Below are 19,385 nucleotides of genomic sequence, written 5' to 3' on the forward strand. Positions count from 1 at the left end.
GAACCTGCGAGAAGCCGAGCCCGGGGACCTCAGACGGCCAGGCGGGCCAGGACGCGGGCGAACTCCGGCGGCGGCGCCACGACAAGCCTGGTGTGCCCGCCCTGCGCGACGATGTCCGCCCTGATGAGCGTCAACCGCCCCTCATGCCACCAGTAGACCTGCGAGCTGAGCCCGTCGGTCCGCACCGCATGCACCCGCAACCGCTCAAGGGCCCGCACCACACCGATCCCGTCCACCGGATGCACGAGCAGCGTGTACGGATCCGGCAGCACCACCAGCACCCCGTCCGCGGGCACCGGCAGGTAGTCCCCCAGCCACCGCAGGTGCGTGGCGGCCGACGGGCTCGGCGCGGTCAGCCGGGTCACCGGCGTGCCCGACAGTTCGATGCCCTCCACGCGCAGCCGCTCCTGCCCGCGCACGTTGGCGACGGCCAGGTCGAGGGCCTGTCCCGTGGGCAGGGGCCAGCACCCGGCCTCCTCCGGCCGCACGGTCCGCGAGCCGACGGTGAGCAGTTCGACCAGGTCGGCGTTCAGGTGGCGGCCGACGACGCGGGTCAGGTCGGGCACCTCGTCCACGGACTCCACGCGGGTCAGCATCAGGGGCCGGGCCTGCTCCAGGTCGCACACGTCCAGCCGCTCGCCGGCGGTGGCCACGGCGTGCGCGAGGTGCTCGGAGACCAGCATCGGCCAGTCCTCCCTGGCCCTGCGCCCGGCCTCGCGCCGCAGCCCCTTGAGCTGCACGACCAGGTCGGCCTCGCCCTTGAGCGTCACGGCGGAGCCGTCCTGGGCGAACGTGAAGGAATATCCGTGGGACTCCGCGACGAGCGCGAGCAGCGAGTCGAGATCGACGTCCTCGACCGGCCGGCGCGCGGGCTCGCGGCCACGCCTGAACCAGTTCACGCGCCGTGTCCCTTTCTGTCGGTTTCGTCCCTCCTACCTTGCCTGCTGCTCATTCCCACTCATGTCCGTTAGGGAGCACGATTCGGTATCGATAACACCAAGTGCCCCCAGCCACACGCTCATCTGTGGCGACCTGTGCCCCACCGGCAACCCGGCCACCACGGGCACCCCGAGCGGCCCCAGCCGGTCCTGCAGAACCGGGTACGGATCCCCGCACCCCACCCACGACCCGAGCGCGATCCCCCGCACCCCGTCGAACACCCCGGCCTGCAGAAGCTGGGTGAGCATGCGGTCGATCCGGTACGGCTCCTCGCCCACGTCCTCCAGGAACGCGATCCCGCCGTCGAACGACGGCTGCCACCGGGTGCCGCACATCGAGGCCAGCAGCGACAGATTACCGCCGCCCAGCACGCCTTCGGCCCGCCCCGGCGCCAGCACCCGGTCGCCCTGCACCGGCGCCGGCGTGCCGAACAGGGCCGCCCGCAGGCTCTCCCAGGTACGCGGCTCGGGCCCAGCCTCGTCGCCCGCGATGACGTCGCAGGCGGCCATCGGCCCGTGCAGCGTCGGCACGCCCAGCTCGATGGCGAACGCGTTGTGCAGCGCCGTGATGTCGCTCGACCCGAGCAGCACCTTGGGCCCGGCCGCCCGCATGGCGTCCCAGTCGAGCAGACCGAGCAGGCGGCCCGCGCCGTACCCGCCCCGGCAGCAGAACACGGCCGACACGGCCGGGTCGCACCACGCCGCCTGGAGGTCGGCCGCCCGGTCGGCGTCGTCGCCGGCCAGATAGTCCAGCCCCTGGCGGTCGAGCGCGTGCGCGCCCACCACGGCTTTCAGTCCGAGGCCCTCCAGTCGCTCGACGCCCCGCTTGAGCAGGTCGGCGTTGGGCGGGCCGGAGGGCGAGACGATGGCGACGGTGTCACCTTGCTGCATCGATCAGCTCCTTGACGAGCGCGGGCAGTGCCTGGCCGATCGGTTCGTTGATCACCCGATCGGCGAAGGGGTCGTAGGGCGTGGGCTCGGCGTTCACGATCACCAGGCGGGCGCCGGCGTCGAGCGCCGCGCCGCACAGCCCGGCGGCCGGATGCACGGTCAGCGAGGTGCCCACCGCCACGAACAGGTCGCACGACTGGGCGGCGTCCAGCGCGGCGCCCAGCACCTCGGGCTTGAGCGTCTGCCCGAACGAGATCGTGTTCGACTTCTGGATGCCGCCGCAGCGCGGGCACGGCGGGTCCTCCTCACCGGCGGCCACCCGGGCGAGCACCTCGTCCATGGGCGTGATCAGGTCGCAGGACACGCACTCGGCCCGGTGCAGGGTGCCGTGCAGCTCGATGACCTTCTCCGGCGCGGATCCGGCCCGCTGGTGCAGCTCGTCGATGTTCTGCGTGATGAGCGCGCGCAGCAGCCCCGCGTGCTCCAGGTCGACCAGCGCGGCGTGGGCGGCGTTCGGCCGGGCGCCCCAGGCCGGATGGTCGATCCTGGCCCGCCACGAGGCGCGCCTGATCTCGGGGTCGGCCAGGTAACGATCGATCTGCGCGTTCGCCGCCGCCTGCGGGTTCTTCGTCCATACACCCTGCGGGCCCCGGTAGTCGGGGATCCCGGAGTCGGTGGAGATGCCCGCTCCCGTGAGCACCGACACGGAGGTTGGCTCGTTCACGTGGCAAACGGTGTCACACTTACCTCTCGTATGCGACTTCCGCCCCACATCCTCGTGGTCAACGGCATCAAGGTCCGCCGGCCGGTCTTCCTGCTCGGAGCGCCGCATTCCGGCGCGGACCTGCTCGCCCGCGCCCTGAAACGCTCCCCGGGCTTCCACGTGACGATGGGTCGCGCGAGCGTGGCGCACGTGGTGTACGCCTTCGCCCGCAAGCCGTCCATCGCCCGCACCGACGGAGCCGTACGCGTCATGAGAGACGCCCTCGCCGAGTCGTGGCAGGTGCTGCCCCGCTCCTGCGGCGAGTGCGCCGAGCCGTGCCGGGAGGCCGGCGGCGTCACGGGAACCGGTCCCTGCGTCTCCACCAGCGACGTCACCCGCTTCGGCGACGCCAGCCCCGACCTGATCTACAGCGCTCCGGTGCTGCTGCGGGCCTTCCCCGACGCCCGGTTCGTCCAGCTCATCCGCGACGGCAGGGACGCGGTGGCCGGCATGCTGGGCGACCCGGCGTGCCTGGCCTGGTTCAAGCCGGCGATGCTGGCGGAGGGGACCGAGTTCCCCAACGCGTTCCTGGGCGTCAGCAAGGACGAGCACCTCGAACGCTGGAAGACCATGCCATCGGCGGGCAAGAGCGCGCTGCGCTGGCGCGGCGCCGTACGCCTGAGCGCCGAGCTGCGCCGCACGCTGCCCGAGCAGCAACTCCTCACCGTCCGGTACGAGGACCTGGTACGCAGGCCGCCGCAGACGGTGGCCACGCTGTCGGAGTTCCTGGAGACGCGGGTGCCGAAGGTCTTCCTGTACGACGACAACGTGCCCAAGGTCGGCGCCTGGCGGACCCGGCTCCGGCGCGACGACCTGGAGCTGGTGGAGAAGGTGGCCAGGGAGGAGCTCAGGCGGCTGGGCTACCTGCAGAGCTGAACTGGGTGCGGTAGAGCTCGGCGTAGAGCCCGCCCCGGGCCAGCAGCTCCTCGTGCCCGCCGCGCTCGGCGATGCGGCCGTCGTGCACGACGAGGATCTCGTCGGCCTCCCTGATCGTGGACAGCCGGTGCGCGATGACCAGCGACGTACGGCCTTGCAACGCGGTCTTCAACGCCACCTGCACGGCCGCCTCCGACTCGGAGTCGAGGTGGGCGGTGGCCTCGTCGAGCACGACCACGCGCGGCGCCTTCAGCAGCAGCCTGGCCAGCGCCAGCCGCTGCTTCTCGCCGCCGGACAGCCGGTAGCCGCGGTCGCCCACCACGGTCTCCAGCCCGTCGGGCAGGCTCTCGACGAGCTCGCCGATCTGCGCGGCGCGCAGCGCCTCCCAGATCTCCTCGTCGCTCGCCCCCGGCCTGGCGTAGCGCAGGTTGGCGCCGATCGTGTCGTGGTAGAGGTGGGCGTCCTGCATGACCACGCCCACGGTGTCGCGCAGCGAGTCGAGGGTGGCGTCGCGCACGTCGAGGCCGTTGATCCGCACCGCGCCCTCGTTGACGTCGTAGAGCCGCGACACCAGGGAGGTCATCGTGGTCTTGCCCGCGCCGCTGGGGCCGACGAGCGCGATGAGCTGCCCGGGCGCGGCCGTGAACGACACGCCCTTGAGCACCGGGTGGGACGGGCCGCCGGCATCCTGCCTGGCCACCGACTCCAGCGAGGCCAGGGAGACCTCCTCGGCGGCCGGGTAGCGGAAGCGCACGTCGTCGAACTCGATCGTCACCGGCCCCGCCGGCACCGGCACGGCGTCCGGCTTCTGCGCCACCATGGGCTTGAGGTCGAGGATCTCGAAGACGCGGTCGAAGCTCACCAGCGCGGTCATCACGTCCACGTGCACGTTGGACAGGGAGGTGAGCGGGCCGTAGAGGCGCATCAGCAGGGCGGCCAGCGCCACCAGCGTGCCGAGCTCGAAGGCGCCGGAGACGGACAGGACGCCGCCGATGCCGTAGACCAGGGCGGTGGCCAGCGCCGCGATCAGGCCGAGCGCGACCCGGAACACGGTGCCGTACATGCCGACCGTCACGCCCACGTCGCGCACCCTGGCGGCGCGGCTGCCGAACATCTCGGCGTCGTCCTCCGGCCGGCCGTACAGCTTGGCGACCATCGCGCCGGCCACGTTGAACCGCTCGGTGGTGACCGAGCTCATCTCGGCGTCGAGCTGCATCTGCTCGCGGGTCAGCACCGACATGCGGCGGCCGACGTATTTCGCGGGCACGATGAAGATCGGCAGCAGCACCAGCGCGACCAGCGTCACCTGCCACGACAGCGCCAGCATCGCGCCCAGCACCAGGATCAGGCTGACCACGTTGGACACGACGGACGACAGGGTGCTGGTCAGAGCCCGCTGAGCGCCGATCACGTCGGTGTTGAGCCGGCTGACCAGCGCGCCGGTCTGGGCGCGCATGAAGAACGCGACCGGCATGCGCTGCACGTGGTCGAACACCTCGGTGCGCAGGTCGTAGATGAGGCCCTCGCCGATGCGGGACGAGAACCACCGCTGCACGAGCGTCAGCCCGGCGTCCACCAGCGCGAGCGCGGCGATCGCCACGGCCAGCCAGACCACCACGCCGGGTCGCTTGGGCAGGATGCCGTCGTCGATGATCGCCTTCATCAGCAGCGGGTTGGCGATCACGATCACCGCCCCGGCCACGACGAGCGCCAGGAAAACCGCGAACTGCCGGGTGTACGGGCGCGCGTAACGGGCGATGCGCCGCACGGTGCCCGGCCGCAGCCGCTGCTTGGTCACCGATCCGTCGCGCCGCAGGGACGCCATCACGTGGGGCCCGAAGCCGCCACCCATCATCGCCATCCGGGGGATCCCTCCTCCTCCGCCGGAGACAGCGTCCCAGGGGCACGCCAGGATTCCCGGCTCAGCTCAGCGCGAAACCCCACCCCGCACCCCAGCGCCCCCTTCCCCCATCCCCGCAGCTCACGCCCACCCACCACTCACGCCCGCCCGCCGCCCCCGTCCACCACTCCGCAGGCCGCACCGGGACGTTGCGCCGCGATCCCCAACCGGACGTTGCGCCCCACCTCACCGCGAGCCCCAACCGGACGTTGCGCCCCACCGCACCGCACACCCCAACCAGACGTTGCGCCCCCACCGCACGCGGCACCGCCGTGGGTGCGGCACCACCGCACGAGGCACCGCCGTGGGCGCCCCCTCTGCGGCCGCCATCGGAGCACGCCCCATTGGCGGCGCCCCAACGCTCCGGCCGCCCCCTGATCGCCGCCAGGAGGCGGGCCGCAGGAAACGCCATCGGGGCCAGGGCCGCCATGGGGATGCCGCTGCGTGCCGCGACAGGACGCACGCTGCCGTCGCCGCCGAATGCCGGGCCGCAGGAACGCCGCCGCGGCGGGGCCGCCGCCACAGGAGGCACGTTGCCGCGAAGCAGCGGGACCGCATTGTCATGGTTGCGGCTGTGATCGCCGCTGAGGCCCCATCGCGCCGCGCTCCCGGCCCGGAAGTCCCAACTGCCGCCGATCGTGCGCCACAGGGCCTCTGGGCCCGGCTGCGGGCGTTCCGGAGACGCTCCCGCCGGCACCGCGTAGCAAGTCAGGCGGAACAGCCCTGAGCCGCGAGTCAGCCCAAGAGGCCCTTGCGCGAAGAAACCACTCAAGAGACCTCAGAGCGGAAAATCACCCCAAGAGCACCTCTGAGCGATGAATCACCCGAAGAGGGCCTTGATGCGTGCGGCCTGTTCGATCCCCTCGGCCACACTCTGCTCCTCCAGGGTGCGTCCCTGCGCCCCCTGGAGGAGTCGCTTGGTCGCCATAGCCGCGTCCCGGTTGGTCGACAGCAGTTGCGCGACCTTGTCCTGTACCGCTTGCTCCAGGTCGCCCCCGGCGACCACTCTCTCGGCGAGGCCGATGCGCATGGCCTCGTCGGCGTGCACGGTCCTGGCGGTCAGGCAGATGTCGATCGCCTTGGCCAGGCCGACCAGCTCGACCAGGGGCTTGGTCCCCGTCAGGTCGGGCACCAGGCCCAGTGCGGGCTCCTTCATGCAGAACGAAACGTTGTCGGCCACGATCCGCAGATCGCAGGCGAGCGCGAGCTGGAACCCCGCGCCGATCGCGTGCCCCTGCACTGCGGCGATGGAGACGATCTCCGGGCGGCGCAGCCACAGGAACCCCGCTTGGGCCTGTCTGATGCGCTGCTCGAAGCCGGCGTCGTCGGTCTTGGCCGCCGAACTGAACGAGCCCTGTCCGGGCACCCCCTCAGGTGTGAACATTCGCAGGTCGATCCCTGCCGAGAAGGACGGTCCCTCACCTTTCACGACGACGACGCGCACCTGCCCGGGCAGGCTCTCGCCGATGCGGGCCAGCTCCGACCATGTCGCGAACGTCTGTGCGTTGCGCTTTTCCGGCCGGTCCAGCGTGATCGTCGCTATCTCACCGTCCACCTCGAAGCGAACTCCGCTCCCTGCCGCGGCAGAGCCGTCGTCCGCGTACCCCCCGCGCTGTTGCGCCTGCGCTTCCGCCATCGCCCGCTCCTCTGTCCTGCTGACCGTCGCGCCCGAGCCTACAGAATATGGTTCTGGCCCGGGCGCGACGGCGGCTGACTAGGGACGGGCGGCTGCGGTCGCACGTTCCGAGGCGGCCGTCAGCGCTTGGACTTGCCTCGGGTCGCCCCGCCGCGCCCGCGCAGAGTCACACCGGACTCGCTGAGGATGCGATGGATGAACCCGTAAGACCGACCGGTAGAAGCGGCCAGCGCGCGGATGCTTTCGCCCGCGGCGTAGCGCTTCTTGAGATCGCCGGCCAGTTTTTCCCGGTCGGCCCCGGTGACCCGGGTGCCCTTCTTCAGTGTCTCGGCCACGAGTACCTCCTGTAGTGCCGGACTTCCGCAGCGTTACTCCGCCATGATCAGTCATTTCAGCGGGATCGGCTACCTACTCCACGGGAAAAGATCCGTACCCACTCAAATTAAGATCAGGCAAGTGCCACAAGATCGGAAAATTCGTCGCTCCATGCGTCTTCAGTTCCGTCTGGTAGCAAGATCACCCTATCCGGTGACAGGGCGTCAACGGCACCCTCGTCATGTGTGACTAGGACGATTGCTCCTGAATAGGACCTCAGAGCATTGAGAACCTGCTCGCGGCTGACCGGATCGAGGTTGTTCGTGGGCTCGTCGAGAAGCAGGACATTGGCGCTCGAGAGCACCAGGATGGCGAGCGCCAGCCGGGTCTTCTCACCGCCGGAAAGCACGCCGGCCGGCTTGTCCACGTCGTCACCCGTGAACAGGAACGAGCCGAGGACCTTGCGCAACTCGGTGTCGGTGAACTCGCCGCCGGCCGAGCGCATGTTCTCCAGCAGGGTCCGGCCGCTGTCGAGGGTCTCGTGCTCCTGGGCGTAGTAGCCGACCTTCAGGCCGTGCCCCGGCTTGATCTCGCCGGTGTCGGGCTGCTCGATCCCGCCCAGCAGGCGCAGCAGCGTGGTCTTGCCGGCGCCGTTGAGGCCGAGGATGACGACCCTGTGACCTCGGTCGATGGCCACGTCGACGTCGGTGAAGACCTCAAGGGAGCCGTACGACTTGGACAGGCCCTCGGCCATGAGCGGGGTGCGCCCGCAAGGCTGCGGATCGGGGAAGCGCAGCCGCGCCACCTTGTCGCTCTTGCGCTCCTCCTCGGTGCCCGACAGCAACCGGTGCGCGCGCCGCATCATGTCCTGGGCCGCCTTGGCCTTGGTCGCCTTGGCACGCATCTTGTCGGCCTGCGCCAGCAGCGCCCCGGCCTGCTTCTCGGCGTTGGCCCGCTCGCGCTTCCGGCGCTTCTCGTCGGTCTCGCGCTGGGCGAGGTAGGCGTTCCAGCCGACGTTGTAGTGGTCGACGACCGCCCGGTTGGCGTCCAGGTGCAGGACCTTGTTGACCGTGGCTTCAAGAAGGCCGACGTCGTGGCTGATGATCACCAAGCCACCTTGATGACTTCGCAAAAAATCGCGAAGCCACCCGATTGAGTCCGCATCTAGGTGGTTTGTCGGCTCGTCGAGAAGGAGAGTTTCCGCTCCACTGAAAAGAATTCGGGCCAATTCCACGCGCCTGCGCTGACCGCCGGAAAGCGTTTGCAACGGCTGTCCCAGGACACGGTCGGGCAGGCCGAGGCTGGAGGCGATGGAGGCCGCCTCGGACTCGGCCGCGTATCCACCGAGGACGTGCATCTGGTCCTCGAGCCTGCCGTACCGCCTGACGGCCTTCTCGCGCGTGCGCTCGTCGGCGGAGGACATGCCGAGCTCCGCCTCGCGCAGCTCCCTGATGACCTGGTCGAGGCCGCGCGCGGACAGGATGCGGTCGCGGGCGAGCACCTGCAGGTCGCCGGTGCGCGGGTCCTGGGGCAGGTAGCCGACGCTGCCGGTGACGGTGACGCTGCCCGAGGCGGGCAGGCCCTCGCCCGCCAGCACCTTGGTCAGCGTCGTCTTGCCCGCGCCGTTGCGGCCGACGAGCCCGATCTTGTCACCGGGGTTGACCCGGAAGGAGGCTTTCTCGATGAGCAGGCGCGCGCCCGCGCGCAGCTCGATATCATGGGCAATGATCATGGTGACCGGAACACTCCCGAGCTAGGAAACGAGGATTGGGCGTGCGACGCCGGTCAATCGGGAGCATGCATACCGATCAGTGTAGGGCTCCTGGCGGGAGCCCCACCTCTCCGTTCAGTGCTCTGTCAAGTGCTTGCCGATCAGCACCAGGTTGTGGATCGCGGCCAGGCCGTACTGCGCGGCGCTGTTGGTGCTGACGAACGGCGCCTCGTGCACCGGATGCGGCACCTCCGGGCCGTCCACCAGGGTGAGCTCCCAGTTCTGCTGATGTTGCAAGGGGTTGCGGTTGAGCTGGTCGCCCTCGCCCAGGAAGAACTTGCGCCAGGCCCAGGCCGCCAGGTCGGCGTCGCCGGTGCGCGCCGCCGCGTACGCGGTGAGCCGGCTGTGCGCCTGGATCAGCGAGATCCCGCTCAGCCGCTGCCCCACCTCCCCCTCCTGCTGCTCGGGGGTGGCGAGGTAGAGCCGGCAGTACTCCAGCCACGCCTCCTCGAACCCGGGCACGTCCAGATCGAGGGCGATCAGCTCCGCGCACATCTCCGGCAGCCCGAACAACGACGACAGGTGCGAGATGGAGATCTGGTCACGGGAGGTGTCGAAACGCCCGCTCTCCAGGTCCATCCGCCCGTCGCCGGACAGGAACCGGCGCGGCATCGCGCCGATGTCGGCCATCGTGCCCAGCAGCCGGTCCCTGGCGCGCTCGTCCCCGTGCCGCTCCCACCTGGTCAGCCAGGCCGCCGCCAGCGAGCCCCAGTCGGTGCCGAGCCCGACCGACAGGGCGGTGGGGTCCGGGGTGTAGACGTCCTCGCGCACCTTGCGCTGGGGGTCGATGACCAGGAACGTCTCCTCGGGGACGCTGAGCTCGTCCATGAGGTCGCCGGTGCGCTCGTCGGCCGTCAGGTAGTAGTAGAAGCGCCGGTAGGCGGCGTTGGAGATGCGCAGCTGCTTGCAGCTGCACCCCCAGTGCTGCACGTTGTGCCGGCTGCCCAGGCCCTTCCACCGGCCGAGGTGATAGACGTCCACCTCGCCGGTGTGGCGGGTCATGGACTCGGCGAAGCGGAAGACGTCGGCCCGGCCGGTGCGCAGATACTGCAGCCACAACCACAGGTCGGGCGACAGCTCCGAGTTGTCCCAGGCGTAGCCGCCGATGTCGTAGCGCCAGGTGTGCCGGTCCTCGTCGTAGGTGTGCATGACGTCGCCGTAGTCCCAGAAGCCGTACCAGCGGCGCTGCTCGCGCTCGCGCGCGTACAGGTCGAACAGGAAGTCGAGGCGGTCCTCGATCTTCGCGTGCGCGGGCGTGCTGCGGTCGGGCAGGTCCCACACGCCGAACACGCCCGCCTCGCGCACCCGCTCGGGGCTCGCGGCGAGCAGCCCGGGCTCGTTCATGGCGGCGGCGTGCGCGGCGAGCTCGTGCGCGGCGGGCGTGGCGTCGTGGAAGCGCAGGCTCAGCTCGTGCGTACGCGCGATGCCCCGGGCGTCGCCGAACCCCGGCTCGTAGTCCTCGTACGTGATCTCCAGGCCCTCGAGTTGCTCGGCGAAGGTGTCCTGGCCCATGCCGTCGTGGTAGAAGCGCAGGTCCATCGCCGGCGCGGACGGCGACCACAGCCAGACGGTGGCGGTGGCCACGTCGGTGGCCGCGTTCCGGACGTCGAGGCGGGTGGGGTGCAGGCGCCAGAAGTCGCGCAGTCCGAAGCCGAGGCCGCCGCTGACACCGCCGACGTAGCCGTACCCGGCGGAGCGGGCGCCGGCCGGGATCGTCACCCAGGCGTGGCCCTCCTTGGTGCGCTTGCGCAGCGTGTAGCCGTCGGCGGAGCCCTGGTCGAGGGTGTAGTCGTTCCAGGCCGGGATGAGGTGCAACCGGGTGGCGACCTCGGGGTCGAGCTCGCCGGCCGGGCGGCCCTCGACCTGGGCGCGGCGGGCGGCCTCGCCGGGGTCGCGGCGCAGGCCGGTCAGCCCGCGTACGGCCTCGGTCAGGAAGCCGTCGCCGCCGGCCAGGCGTACGTGCCGGTCGTGCGGCTCGTCGCGCATGACCACGTCGGCGCGCAGCCCGAGCCCGGCCAGGAAGTCGCGCTCGGGGTCGCCGTCCCAGACGAACGTGTGCATGATCCGCACGTGCTCGGCACCCGCGTAGAAGTACAGGCGCACGGTGAACGGAAGCCAGTCGCCGTGCCGGCCCTCCAGCCGCACGACGGCGCGGACGGGGCCGTCCTGCTCGACCGTGACGCTCTCGACGACGCCGTCGGCCTGCTCGCGGGCCACGCAGCCGCCCTCGTCGGGGGTGGGCTCGGCCTGGCGGAGGCTGACCAGGCGCACGTCCCTGGCGATCTCGCGGCTCCCGCGCGAGATCGAGCGGGCCAGCGTGCCACCGCCGATCGTCCAGGTGACCACGCCGGTGCCGACGACCAGGTCCCGGCCCTGGCGGGTCACGGTGACCGCGGTGTCCGGGGCGGCAGGCTCGCGGCCGGGCTCCAGCCGGTACGCCGGGGAGCCGGGCCCGGCCCCCGCGGCGTGGGCCGACCACTTGACCGAGCCGTCGGGCCAGGTGGCGGTCACCCAGCTCTGCAGGGGCACCTCGCTCCCCTCGGCGTCGGACAGCGCGAACGGCGTGCCCCGCTCGACCGCACCGCGTGGCCACGGAACTCCCCAGGTCACCCCCTGCTCACCCGGTCGGTCCAGCCAGCGAAGTACGGTCATGGGATCTCCTTCAGTCCTTCGGCGACGATCGCGGCCACCTCGTCGGCGCCGCGGAAGCAGAAGTGGGTGTCATCGGCCACGCCGTCCGGGTAGAGCGGATGCGTGCCCGGCGGGAAGTGCGTGAACAGGGCCTTGGACCCGTCGGGGCCGAGCCGCTCGTACAGCTCGGTGGTGGCGGCGGTCAGGTCGATCAGCGGTACGTCCTCGGCGGCGGCCAGCGCGCGCACCCGCTCGGGGTAGTCCCCGTGCGTGGGCACCAGCCGCCCGCCCTCGAACCTGCGCCGCTGCACCGGCGTGCACAGCACCGCCAGCCCGCCCGCCCTGCGCGCCTCCTCGACGAAGGCGCGCAGGTTGTCGCGGTAGGGCAGTCCGGGCTCCTTCTGGTCGTTGTGCCCGAACTGGATCACCACGAGGTCGCCGGGTGCGACCTCGCGCAGCAGCGCCGCCCACAGCCCCTCTTCCCGGTGGCTGGCCGTGGTGGCGCCGCCCTTGGCGAAGTTGCGCACCGGGCCGCCGGTGTACGACCCGAGCTGCGCCCCCCACCCGGACATGGGCGCCTCGAAGGCCGGGCAGGAGGCGACCGTCGAGTCCCCGGCCAGCAGCACGGTGCGGGTCACTCCTTGACGCCCCCGATCAGCACGCCCTTGGCGAAGTGCTTCTGCAGGAACGGGTAGAAGAACAGGATCGGCAGCGTCGCGATCACGATGACCGCGAACTTCAGGCCCTGCTCCGGCGGCACCCAGGTGCGGTCCATCTGCGCCAGGGCGGCCGCGGCGTCGGTGCTGATGAGCTGGCGGACGAGGATCTGCAGCGTCCACTTGTTCGGGTCGTTGATGTACAGCAGCGGCGACATGTAGTCGTTCCAGATCGCCACCGCGTAGAACAGCGAGAACGTCGCGATGATCGGCTTCGACAGCGGAAGGACGATCTTGAAGAAGACGCCCATCTCGTTGCAGCCGTCGATCCTGGCCGCCTCCTCCAGGGCCTGCGGCAGCTCCTGGAAGAAGCTCTTGACGATGATCAGGTAGAACGGGTTGATCGCCAGCGGCAGGATCAGCGCCCAGTAGCTGTTGAGCAGCCCCAGGTCGCGCACCACCAGATAGGTGGGGATCATGCCGCCGGAGAAGACCATCGTGAAGATGACCAGGTTCAGCACCAGCGTGCGGCCCGGCAGGTACCGCTTGGCCAGGGGGTAGGCCATGGTGAAGGTCAGCATGACCTGCACCACCATGCCGACCGCCGTCACGATCACGGTCGTGAGCAGCGAGCGGACGAAGGTGGGGGTGGCGAAGATGTACTCGTACGCCTCGGTGACGATCTTCTCCGGCCACAGGAAGAACGGCCGCGAGGCGATCTCCGGCTCGCTGGCGAACGACGCGGCCAGCACGTAGATCAGCGGCAGCACCGTGATCAGCCCCAGGCCGACGAGCGCGATGACGTTGAACACGTCGAAGGCGCGGCTGCCGAGTGAGTTGCTGTGGTTGACCGCGGCCTGCTTGCCGGGCTTGGTCTCAGTCATGGTGGTCATGGCGGGGCTCCCTTAGAACAGTCCCCGCTGGCCGAGGCGCTTGGCCAGCCAGTTGGAGCCGAAGATCAGGATGACGCCGGCCACACCCTTGAACAGGCCGACGGCGGTGGAGTAACTGAAATTGCCGTTCTGGACGCCGGCGTAGTAGACGTAGGTGTCGAACACCTCGGCGACCTCGCGGTTCAGCGAAGTGGTCATCAGCCAGATCTGCTCGAAGCCCGAGTCCAGCAGGTTGCCGGAGGCGAGGATGGCCATGACCACGACCGTGGGTCGGATCGCCGGCAGCGTGACGTGCCAGAGCTGGCGGAAGCGGTTGGCGCCGTCCATGCGGGCGGCCTCGTACAGATTGGGATCCACGCCGGCCAGCGCGGCCAGGTAGATGATCGTGCCCCAGCCCGTCATCTTCCAAAGCTGCTGCAGGATGATCAGTTGCCGGAACCACTGCTCCTGCGCCATGTAGTCGATCTTCGCGGTGTCGCCCAGGAGGTCGCGCATCCACGCGGCGATCACCCCGAAGTCGGCGGCGAACAGCACGTACGTCAGCGCCGCGACGATGGTCCACGACAGGAAGTGCGGGATGTAGATGAGCGACTGGATCGAGCGCTTGAGGATGTTGACGCGCAGCTCGTTCAGCATCAGCGCGACGATGACCGGCGCGGTGAAGACGAAGATGACGTGCAGCGCCGCCAGGATCAGGGTGTTCGCCAGCAGCCGGCCGAAGTCCGGGCCGGAGAAGAGCTGCTCGAAGTGCTTGAAGCCGACCCAGGGGCTGCCCGAGTAGCCGAGGAACGGCAGGAAGTCCTGGAACGCGATCGTCACGCCGTACATCGGCAGGTACTTGAAGATCACGAAGTAGGCGACGCCCGGAAGGAGCATCAGGTAGAGCCAGCGGTAGCGCAGCACCGCCGTGCCCAGCGGCACCCTGTCGGCCCGCTTCGGCTTCTTCGCCTTGGGCGCCGCCTTCGCGGGAGGCGTCGCCAGGTCGGTGGCCACAGCGGCCTCCTTTCATGTGAGGGGCCCGGACGGTGGCCGGGCCCCTCAGGCGGGGGGTCGTACTACTTGGGGAGCTTGGCGAGCAGGTCGTTGATCTCGGTGACGATCTGGGTGCCGCCGCCGTCGTACCACTTCTTGATCTCGGCCTTGAGCCCCGCTTCGTCGATCGCGCCCGACAGGAACTTGACCCGCGCGTCACCGATGATCTTGTCGATCTGCGGGCCCTTCTCGATCTGGGTCGGGGGGACCACGGGCAGCGCGACGTTGTGCACGGCCGTCTTGAGGTCCTCCTCCACCAGCTTCTTCTGCAAGGCGAGGATGTCCCGGTACGGCTGACCGGACGGGACGCGCTGGTAGGCGATGCCGCCGATGTCCATCGTGCCCTTGGTGCTGAGCTGCGTGAACGCGTCGTCCACGTTGTCCTGGACGGCCTTGACGGCCGGGTCGTCCTCGTTGATCAGCGCGGCGGTGTCGCCGTTCTCGACCTTGAAGTTGCGGCCCTCGATGCCGTTCTGCAGCAGGACCTGGCCCTCCTTCGTGGCCAGCTTGTCCAGCGTCTTCAGCACGTTGTCCAGGTCGGCCTCGGTGCGCACGCTCTGCTTGGAGATGGCCAGGGAGTCGGCGTAGCCGGTGAACGGGTAGGAGAACTTCTTGCCGTCCGACCGCGCGAGGTTACCGACCATGGTGACCTTGTCACCGTAGTTCTGGTCACCGTCCTCCCTGAACAGGTCGAGGACCTGTCGGGAGCGGATGTTGACATCGATGATCATGCCGCCCCTGCCGAAGAAGAACGGCTCGTTCCACTTGGCGGTGTCGAGGGTGGCGAAGTCGGGGTTGACCAGGCCCTCGTCGACCATCTTCTTGAGGAACTTGTTGGCCTCGACGAACTCCGGCGTGTCGAAGCCGGGCACCACCTTGCCGTCGCGCTCCCCGTAGCCGTTCGGGGCGCCGAACCAGGTCTCGATCACGTCGTACGGGCTGGCGCTGGCGTAGGAGCTGGACGGCCACTTCGGGATGATGAGGCCGTAGGTGTCCTTCTTGCCGTTGCCGTCGGGGTCCTTCTCGGTGAACGCCTTGGCGACCTCGTAGAAGTCGTCGATCGTCTTCGGCTCCTCCAGCCCGACCTTCTTCAGCCAGTCCTTGCGGATGACGACCGCCGAGCGGAGCAGGGGTCGCATCCGGTAGAGGCCGTAGGTCTTGCCGTTGACGGAGGAGTTCAGCGCGGTCCGCGCGTCCGCAGGCTTGAGGTTCGGGTACTTGTCGAGCTTGTCGGTCAGGTCCCAGAAAGCCCCGGCCTGCGCGGCCTTCACGAACGCCGGCATCTTCGGGTCCACGACGATGACCTGCGGAATGTCGTCCGAGGCCAGCGTGACGTTCATCTTCTCGGTGTACTCGGCGTTCGGGACCCAGGTGACCTTGATCTTCTTGCCGAGGAACTTCTCGATGGCCTGCTGCAGCTCACCGGTCGGCTCGGGCGCCGTGCCGAACAGCTTCGCCATGAAGGTGATCGTGTTCGGGTCGGACTGAGACGCGTCGCCACCGCCAGAGCAGGCCGAGGCGGTGAGGGCAGCCGTTAGCGTTAACACACCGGCAAGGAGCCGCCGGCGACGGGGTGCGCTCATGAGTTCCCTTTCGAAAGCAGGCGCGCCTCGTTCTCCTGGAAGAAGCGCAGGCAGAGCCACGTGTTGAGATAGATCCACGCGCCGAAGCTGATCATCGGCGCCAGGATGGGCGCCACCGAGGTCGCGAAGGCGATGGCTGAGAGCGCTAGCAGCAAGATCACGGACGACGCCGGACGCAGCAGCGCTAGTTGCGCCGCCTTGAGCCAGTAGGCCCACAGCGGCAGGTCGTAGTGCGCGTAAAGCGGACCTACATGTGCCCCCACACCCGCCAGCACAATGAGTGCCACGAAACTAGCGATTCGCGGCGCTCCGTGGTCGGGCCCCAGTGCGGAGAGGTAGAGATAGTTGCCGACCAGCACGGTGGCGACCAGCGCCGCCGGCAGGACCAGCAACGAGGCCCGGACGAACTCCCGTCGGTAGACGGGCCAGAATTCGCGCCAGACCTGAATCGTTTCATTCCGGGCATGCCTCCGAGCCAGCGTGTAGGCGGCAACGGTGGCGGGCCCGAGCCCGAGAATCACGCCTCCCGCGAGGGTGAAGACGAGCCAGATCAGATTCAGCCGCACCGCCCAGATCAGCTCTGAGCAGGCAGCTTGAATCCTGATTGACAAGGCGGGGTGGTTCATCCGGCACCACCTTTCGTGGCATGTGCACGGATACGGGGGTGGAGTGTTGCACCGTGGTTCCTGCCCAGTTACAAGCAAGTGAACGGCGGTTGGTGCGAAATTAGTGTTGAATCGACTCAAAGTCAATGACGAGATACGCGGAGATTTGCGTACTCTCCGATCAGCGGAGCCATCTGCCGGAACCCGACTTTGCCTCCTGCCAGGGCGGAACCGCCGATCGAGCCGTCGTCCTCCCAGCGGAACGAGACCAAATCGTTGATTGAGAAGCTCACCACGCTTCCCTTGACGTCGATCCGGATGGCATAGGGCCCCCGGGCGTCCAGCACCCCCGGCAGCGGGTCCGCCCCCTGCGCGACCAGGTGAAACCCGTGGCTCTTACGCAGGTTGCAGGTGTGCAGGGCGCGCTCGGACTCCCACATGCGCCGGAAATAGGACACGTGGTAGGCGTCGATGTCGCCGTGGTGATACTGCTCGTACGGCCCGTTGCGCGGGGCCAGGGCGGGATCGAAGACGTCCTCACCGTTCCGGCCCCTGGCATGGAAGAACATGATGGCCAGGCCCGGCTCCCTGACGGGCCAGAAGTCCCACTCGATCCGCACGTCGGCGGGGAACTCCTCGGGGCACCAGAGCACCAGATTGGCCGCCTGCCCGTCGGAGGCCGGCCTGAGGCTCTCCAGCCGCATCCGCCCCTGGGGGAAGGACATGGCGCCGTCCCCCTCCATCCGGAATCCGGCCAGGTCTTCGGGGGCGGCGAGGGGGTTGCGGTAGATCTCGGTCAAGGACCGACTCCTCTCGGTGATCGGACGAGCTCCCGCGCACGCAGAGAGGGCCTCATGCGCTCTGATGTGGCGGCAAGGCGTGCGAAGGGGCCCGGCGCAACCCGTACGGCGACCGGCGCACCCGATCACCGCAGCACGGAAGCAGGAAGCGCGGAAGCGCGGAAGCGCGAGCCACCGAGCCACCAGCCCCCGGAGGCGCGAGGGTCACCCCTCGCGACGCAACGCGCTGGACTCGCGGATCACCAGGTCAGGCTGGAAGATGACCTGCCGATGCCGATGCTGCTCAGGCTCGGCCACCTCCTCCAGCAACAGATCGATCGCCGTGCGCCCCAGCAGTTCCCGGGGCTGCCGGACGGACGACAGCGGCACCGCGGCCGCCGCGGCGAAGTCGATGTCGTCGTACCCGATGATGGCCAGGTCCTCGGGGACCCGGAGCCCGTGCGAGGCCATGGCCTGTAAGAACCCCAGCGCCATCATGTCGTTGGCGCAGAAGGCCGCCGTGGGCCGTTCATCGGCGGGCAGGGCCGCCACGCGCTCGCCGATCGCCCGCCCCTCGGCCACGGTGAGCGTGGGCGCGGTGGAGGTGAGCAGTTCAACGGCACCGTCCGCGGCGGCGACGGCGCTGGTCACGCCCGCGTGCCGGTCGGCCACCTGTTTGATGGACGGCGGCCCGCCGACGAACATGATCCGCCGGTGCCCGCGTTCAATGAGATGGGCGCCCGCGATCTGCCCGCCGAGCCGGTCGTCGACGGCCACCGAGCACTGCAGGCCGGTCGCCGGGCTGTCGACCAGCACCACGGGGGTGCCCCGGGCGGCGAGCTCCTCCAGCCAGGGGGTCTCCATCTCGACAGGAGTGATCAGTATTCCCATCACCCGCTGCTGTTCGAGCTGGTCGAGGTGGCGGCGCTCGCGGCCGGGGTCGCCGGCGCTGTTGCAGAGCACCACCATCGTGTCGTGGTCGTCGGCCACCGCTTCGGCGCCCTGGGCCACGTCCACGAAGAACGGGTTGGACACGTCGAGCACGACGAGCCCGACCGTGCGGCTGCGGCCCACCCGCAGGTGGCGGGCCACCTCATTGCGGACGAAACCGAGTTTCTTGATCGCTTCGAAGACGCGTTCGCGTGTGGCGGGGGACACGATCTCCGGGCGGTTGAGCACATTGCTCACCGTGCCCACCGAGACGCGCGCCAGCTGCGCGACCTCCTTGATGTTCCTGGTCGCCATCGATCCTCACGAGGCCGTGCTGCTGAAAGAGCCGTGCTGCTGAATGAGCGAGTGCGCCGCCCGAGGTGCTCCGCTGACGCGGCCGCCCACCGGGAGAGCGCAGGATCCGCTGCTGAAGGTGGACCGCAGAACGCGGTTCACCGGAACTTCGGCTCATCATAGCGGCATTCAAGATTTTTTTGAATCGTCTCAAAGACTCGGAGCGGTCACGCTCCGGCGCCGGGCGGCGGCGTGGCGGCGCCGGCCTTCATCCCGTCGAGCATCAGCCGCAGGTAGCGGCCCGGATCGGCGGCCACGGGGGCCGGCAGGTCGTCGGGGTGGCAGGTGAAGACGTTCAAGAGGTGGATGAGGTCCTCGACGCCGACGTCGGGCCGCATCGAACCCTCGGCCTGCGCCCGGCGGACGAGCCCGTCGAACCGTTCCACCCACTCCCCCCGCACCCGCGCGAACTCGGCCCGGTCCACGATCGCCTCCTCCGGCAGCACCGCGAGCGCGGTGGCCAGCGCCGTGCGGCCCGGCTCGGCGGCCCAGCAGACGAAGTCCCAGATCGCGCTCCACGCGTCGGCGGTGCCGCCGGCGGCGGTGTCCAGCGCGTTCGCCATCGTGTGGATGTAGTGGTCGCCGACGGCCGCGATCAGGGCGCCGCGGTCGGGGAAGCGGCGGTAGAGCGTGCCGACGCCGACGCCGGCCCGCTTGGCGATGGCCTCCATCGGCGCGTTGACGCCGCGCTCGGCGACGACCGCGGCGGCCGCCTCGACGATCTTGTCCAGATTCCGCCTGGCATCCGCTCGCACGTACGACTCCAAAGTGGACGATCCGATTCCGCTTAGTGTAGCGTCGAGCTAACCGGAATTCGAGTTTCCACTTACGG

At 69.6% G+C, this 19,385-nt stretch carries 17 protein-coding genes; 1 reads left to right on the plus strand and 16 read right to left on the minus strand.

Annotation, left to right across the window (positions count from 1 at the left end):
* Window positions 1-29: 29 nt before the first annotated feature.
* The 3 genes from AB0J69_RS22325 to AB0J69_RS22335 are packed head-to-tail and all read right to left on the minus strand — an operon-like array spanning window position 30 to window position 2,553.
* Window positions 30-899: a hypothetical protein gene (locus tag AB0J69_RS22325; protein ID WP_364120152.1), complete on the minus strand. Its 870-nt coding sequence runs from the start codon at window positions 897-899 to the stop codon at window positions 30-32.
* A gap of 33 nt (window positions 900-932) precedes the next feature.
* Window positions 933-1,829, minus strand: a complete 897-nt coding sequence (locus tag AB0J69_RS22330) for an LD-carboxypeptidase (RefSeq protein WP_364120155.1) — start codon at window positions 1,827-1,829, stop codon at window positions 933-935.
* The gene (locus AB0J69_RS22335) at window positions 1,816-2,553 is read right to left on the minus strand and encodes a Sir2 family NAD-dependent protein deacetylase (protein WP_364120158.1); all 738 of its coding nucleotides are present in this window, start codon (window positions 2,551-2,553) and stop codon (window positions 1,816-1,818) included. The genes AB0J69_RS22330 and AB0J69_RS22335 overlap by 14 nt, the downstream gene beginning before the upstream one ends.
* A gap of 30 nt (window positions 2,554-2,583) precedes the next feature.
* Between AB0J69_RS22335 and AB0J69_RS22340 the strand changes: the two genes are divergently transcribed.
* The gene (locus AB0J69_RS22340) at window positions 2,584-3,468 is read left to right on the plus strand and encodes a sulfotransferase (protein ID WP_364120161.1); all 885 of its coding nucleotides are present in this window, start codon (window positions 2,584-2,586) and stop codon (window positions 3,466-3,468) included.
* Here AB0J69_RS22340 and AB0J69_RS22345 read toward each other — a convergent pair.
* The 13 genes from AB0J69_RS22345 to AB0J69_RS22405 all read right to left on the minus strand — a co-directional run bounded on the left by AB0J69_RS22345 (window position 3,440) and on the right by AB0J69_RS22405 (window position 19,308).
* Window positions 3,440-5,329, minus strand: a complete 1,890-nt coding sequence (locus AB0J69_RS22345; RefSeq protein ID WP_364120164.1) for an ABC transporter ATP-binding protein — start codon at window positions 5,327-5,329, stop codon at window positions 3,440-3,442. The genes AB0J69_RS22340 and AB0J69_RS22345 overlap by 29 nt on opposite strands.
* Window positions 5,330-6,188: 859 nt before the next feature.
* On the minus strand, window positions 6,189-7,004 hold the full coding sequence (locus tag AB0J69_RS22350) for an enoyl-CoA hydratase/isomerase family protein (protein ID WP_364120167.1): 816 nt from the start codon (window positions 7,002-7,004) through the stop codon (window positions 6,189-6,191).
* A 119-nt stretch (window positions 7,005-7,123) separates the two neighbouring features.
* Entirely contained in the window at window positions 7,124-7,339 is a 216-nt protein-coding gene (locus AB0J69_RS22355; RefSeq protein WP_020547488.1) for a helix-turn-helix domain-containing protein, read from the minus strand.
* 113 nt (window positions 7,340-7,452) lie between these two features.
* Window positions 7,453-9,051 carry an ABC-F family ATP-binding cassette domain-containing protein gene (locus tag AB0J69_RS22360; RefSeq protein ID WP_364120170.1) on the minus strand — a complete coding sequence of 533 codons (1,599 nt, stop codon included), beginning with the start codon at window positions 9,049-9,051 and terminating at the stop codon, window positions 7,453-7,455.
* Window positions 9,052-9,165: 114 nt separating this feature from the next.
* Window positions 9,166-11,742 carry a Tat pathway signal sequence domain protein gene (locus AB0J69_RS22365; protein ID WP_364120173.1) on the minus strand — a complete coding sequence of 859 codons (2,577 nt, stop codon included), beginning with the start codon at window positions 11,740-11,742 and terminating at the stop codon, window positions 9,166-9,168.
* On the minus strand, window positions 11,739-12,359 hold the full coding sequence (locus AB0J69_RS22370; RefSeq protein WP_364120176.1) for a rhamnogalacturonan acetylesterase: 621 nt from the start codon (window positions 12,357-12,359) through the stop codon (window positions 11,739-11,741). Before AB0J69_RS22370 ends, AB0J69_RS22365 begins: the two co-directional genes overlap by 4 nt.
* Window positions 12,356-13,270, minus strand: a complete 915-nt coding sequence (locus AB0J69_RS22375) for a carbohydrate ABC transporter permease (RefSeq protein ID WP_364120179.1) — start codon at window positions 13,268-13,270, stop codon at window positions 12,356-12,358. Before AB0J69_RS22375 ends, AB0J69_RS22370 begins: the two co-directional genes overlap by 4 nt.
* A gap of 12 nt (window positions 13,271-13,282) precedes the next feature.
* Entirely contained in the window at window positions 13,283-14,263 is a 981-nt protein-coding gene (locus AB0J69_RS22380; RefSeq protein WP_364120182.1) for an ABC transporter permease subunit, read from the minus strand.
* A 62-nt stretch (window positions 14,264-14,325) separates the two neighbouring features.
* Complete coding sequence (locus AB0J69_RS22385) at window positions 14,326-15,762, minus strand: extracellular solute-binding protein (RefSeq protein WP_364120183.1); 1,437 nt, start codon at window positions 15,760-15,762, stop codon at window positions 14,326-14,328.
* Between the two features lie 119 nt (window positions 15,763-15,881).
* Window positions 15,882-16,511, minus strand: coding sequence for a DUF624 domain-containing protein (locus AB0J69_RS22390; RefSeq protein WP_364120186.1), 630 nt, complete (start codon window positions 16,509-16,511; stop codon window positions 15,882-15,884).
* A 122-nt stretch (window positions 16,512-16,633) separates the two neighbouring features.
* On the minus strand, window positions 16,634-17,290 hold the full coding sequence (locus AB0J69_RS22395) for a DUF1961 family protein (protein ID WP_364120190.1): 657 nt from the start codon (window positions 17,288-17,290) through the stop codon (window positions 16,634-16,636).
* A 204-nt stretch (window positions 17,291-17,494) separates the two neighbouring features.
* Window positions 17,495-18,514, minus strand: a complete 1,020-nt coding sequence (locus AB0J69_RS22400; protein ID WP_364120192.1) for a LacI family DNA-binding transcriptional regulator — start codon at window positions 18,512-18,514, stop codon at window positions 17,495-17,497.
* 206 nt (window positions 18,515-18,720) lie between these two features.
* On the minus strand, window positions 18,721-19,308 hold the full coding sequence (locus tag AB0J69_RS22405) for a TetR/AcrR family transcriptional regulator (protein ID WP_364120195.1): 588 nt from the start codon (window positions 19,306-19,308) through the stop codon (window positions 18,721-18,723).
* Between the last annotated feature and the right edge of the window lie 77 nt (window positions 19,309-19,385).

This window comes from Nonomuraea sp. NPDC049709 (assembly GCF_040674815.1).
GTDB lineage: Bacteria > Actinomycetota > Actinomycetes > Streptosporangiales > Streptosporangiaceae > Nonomuraea.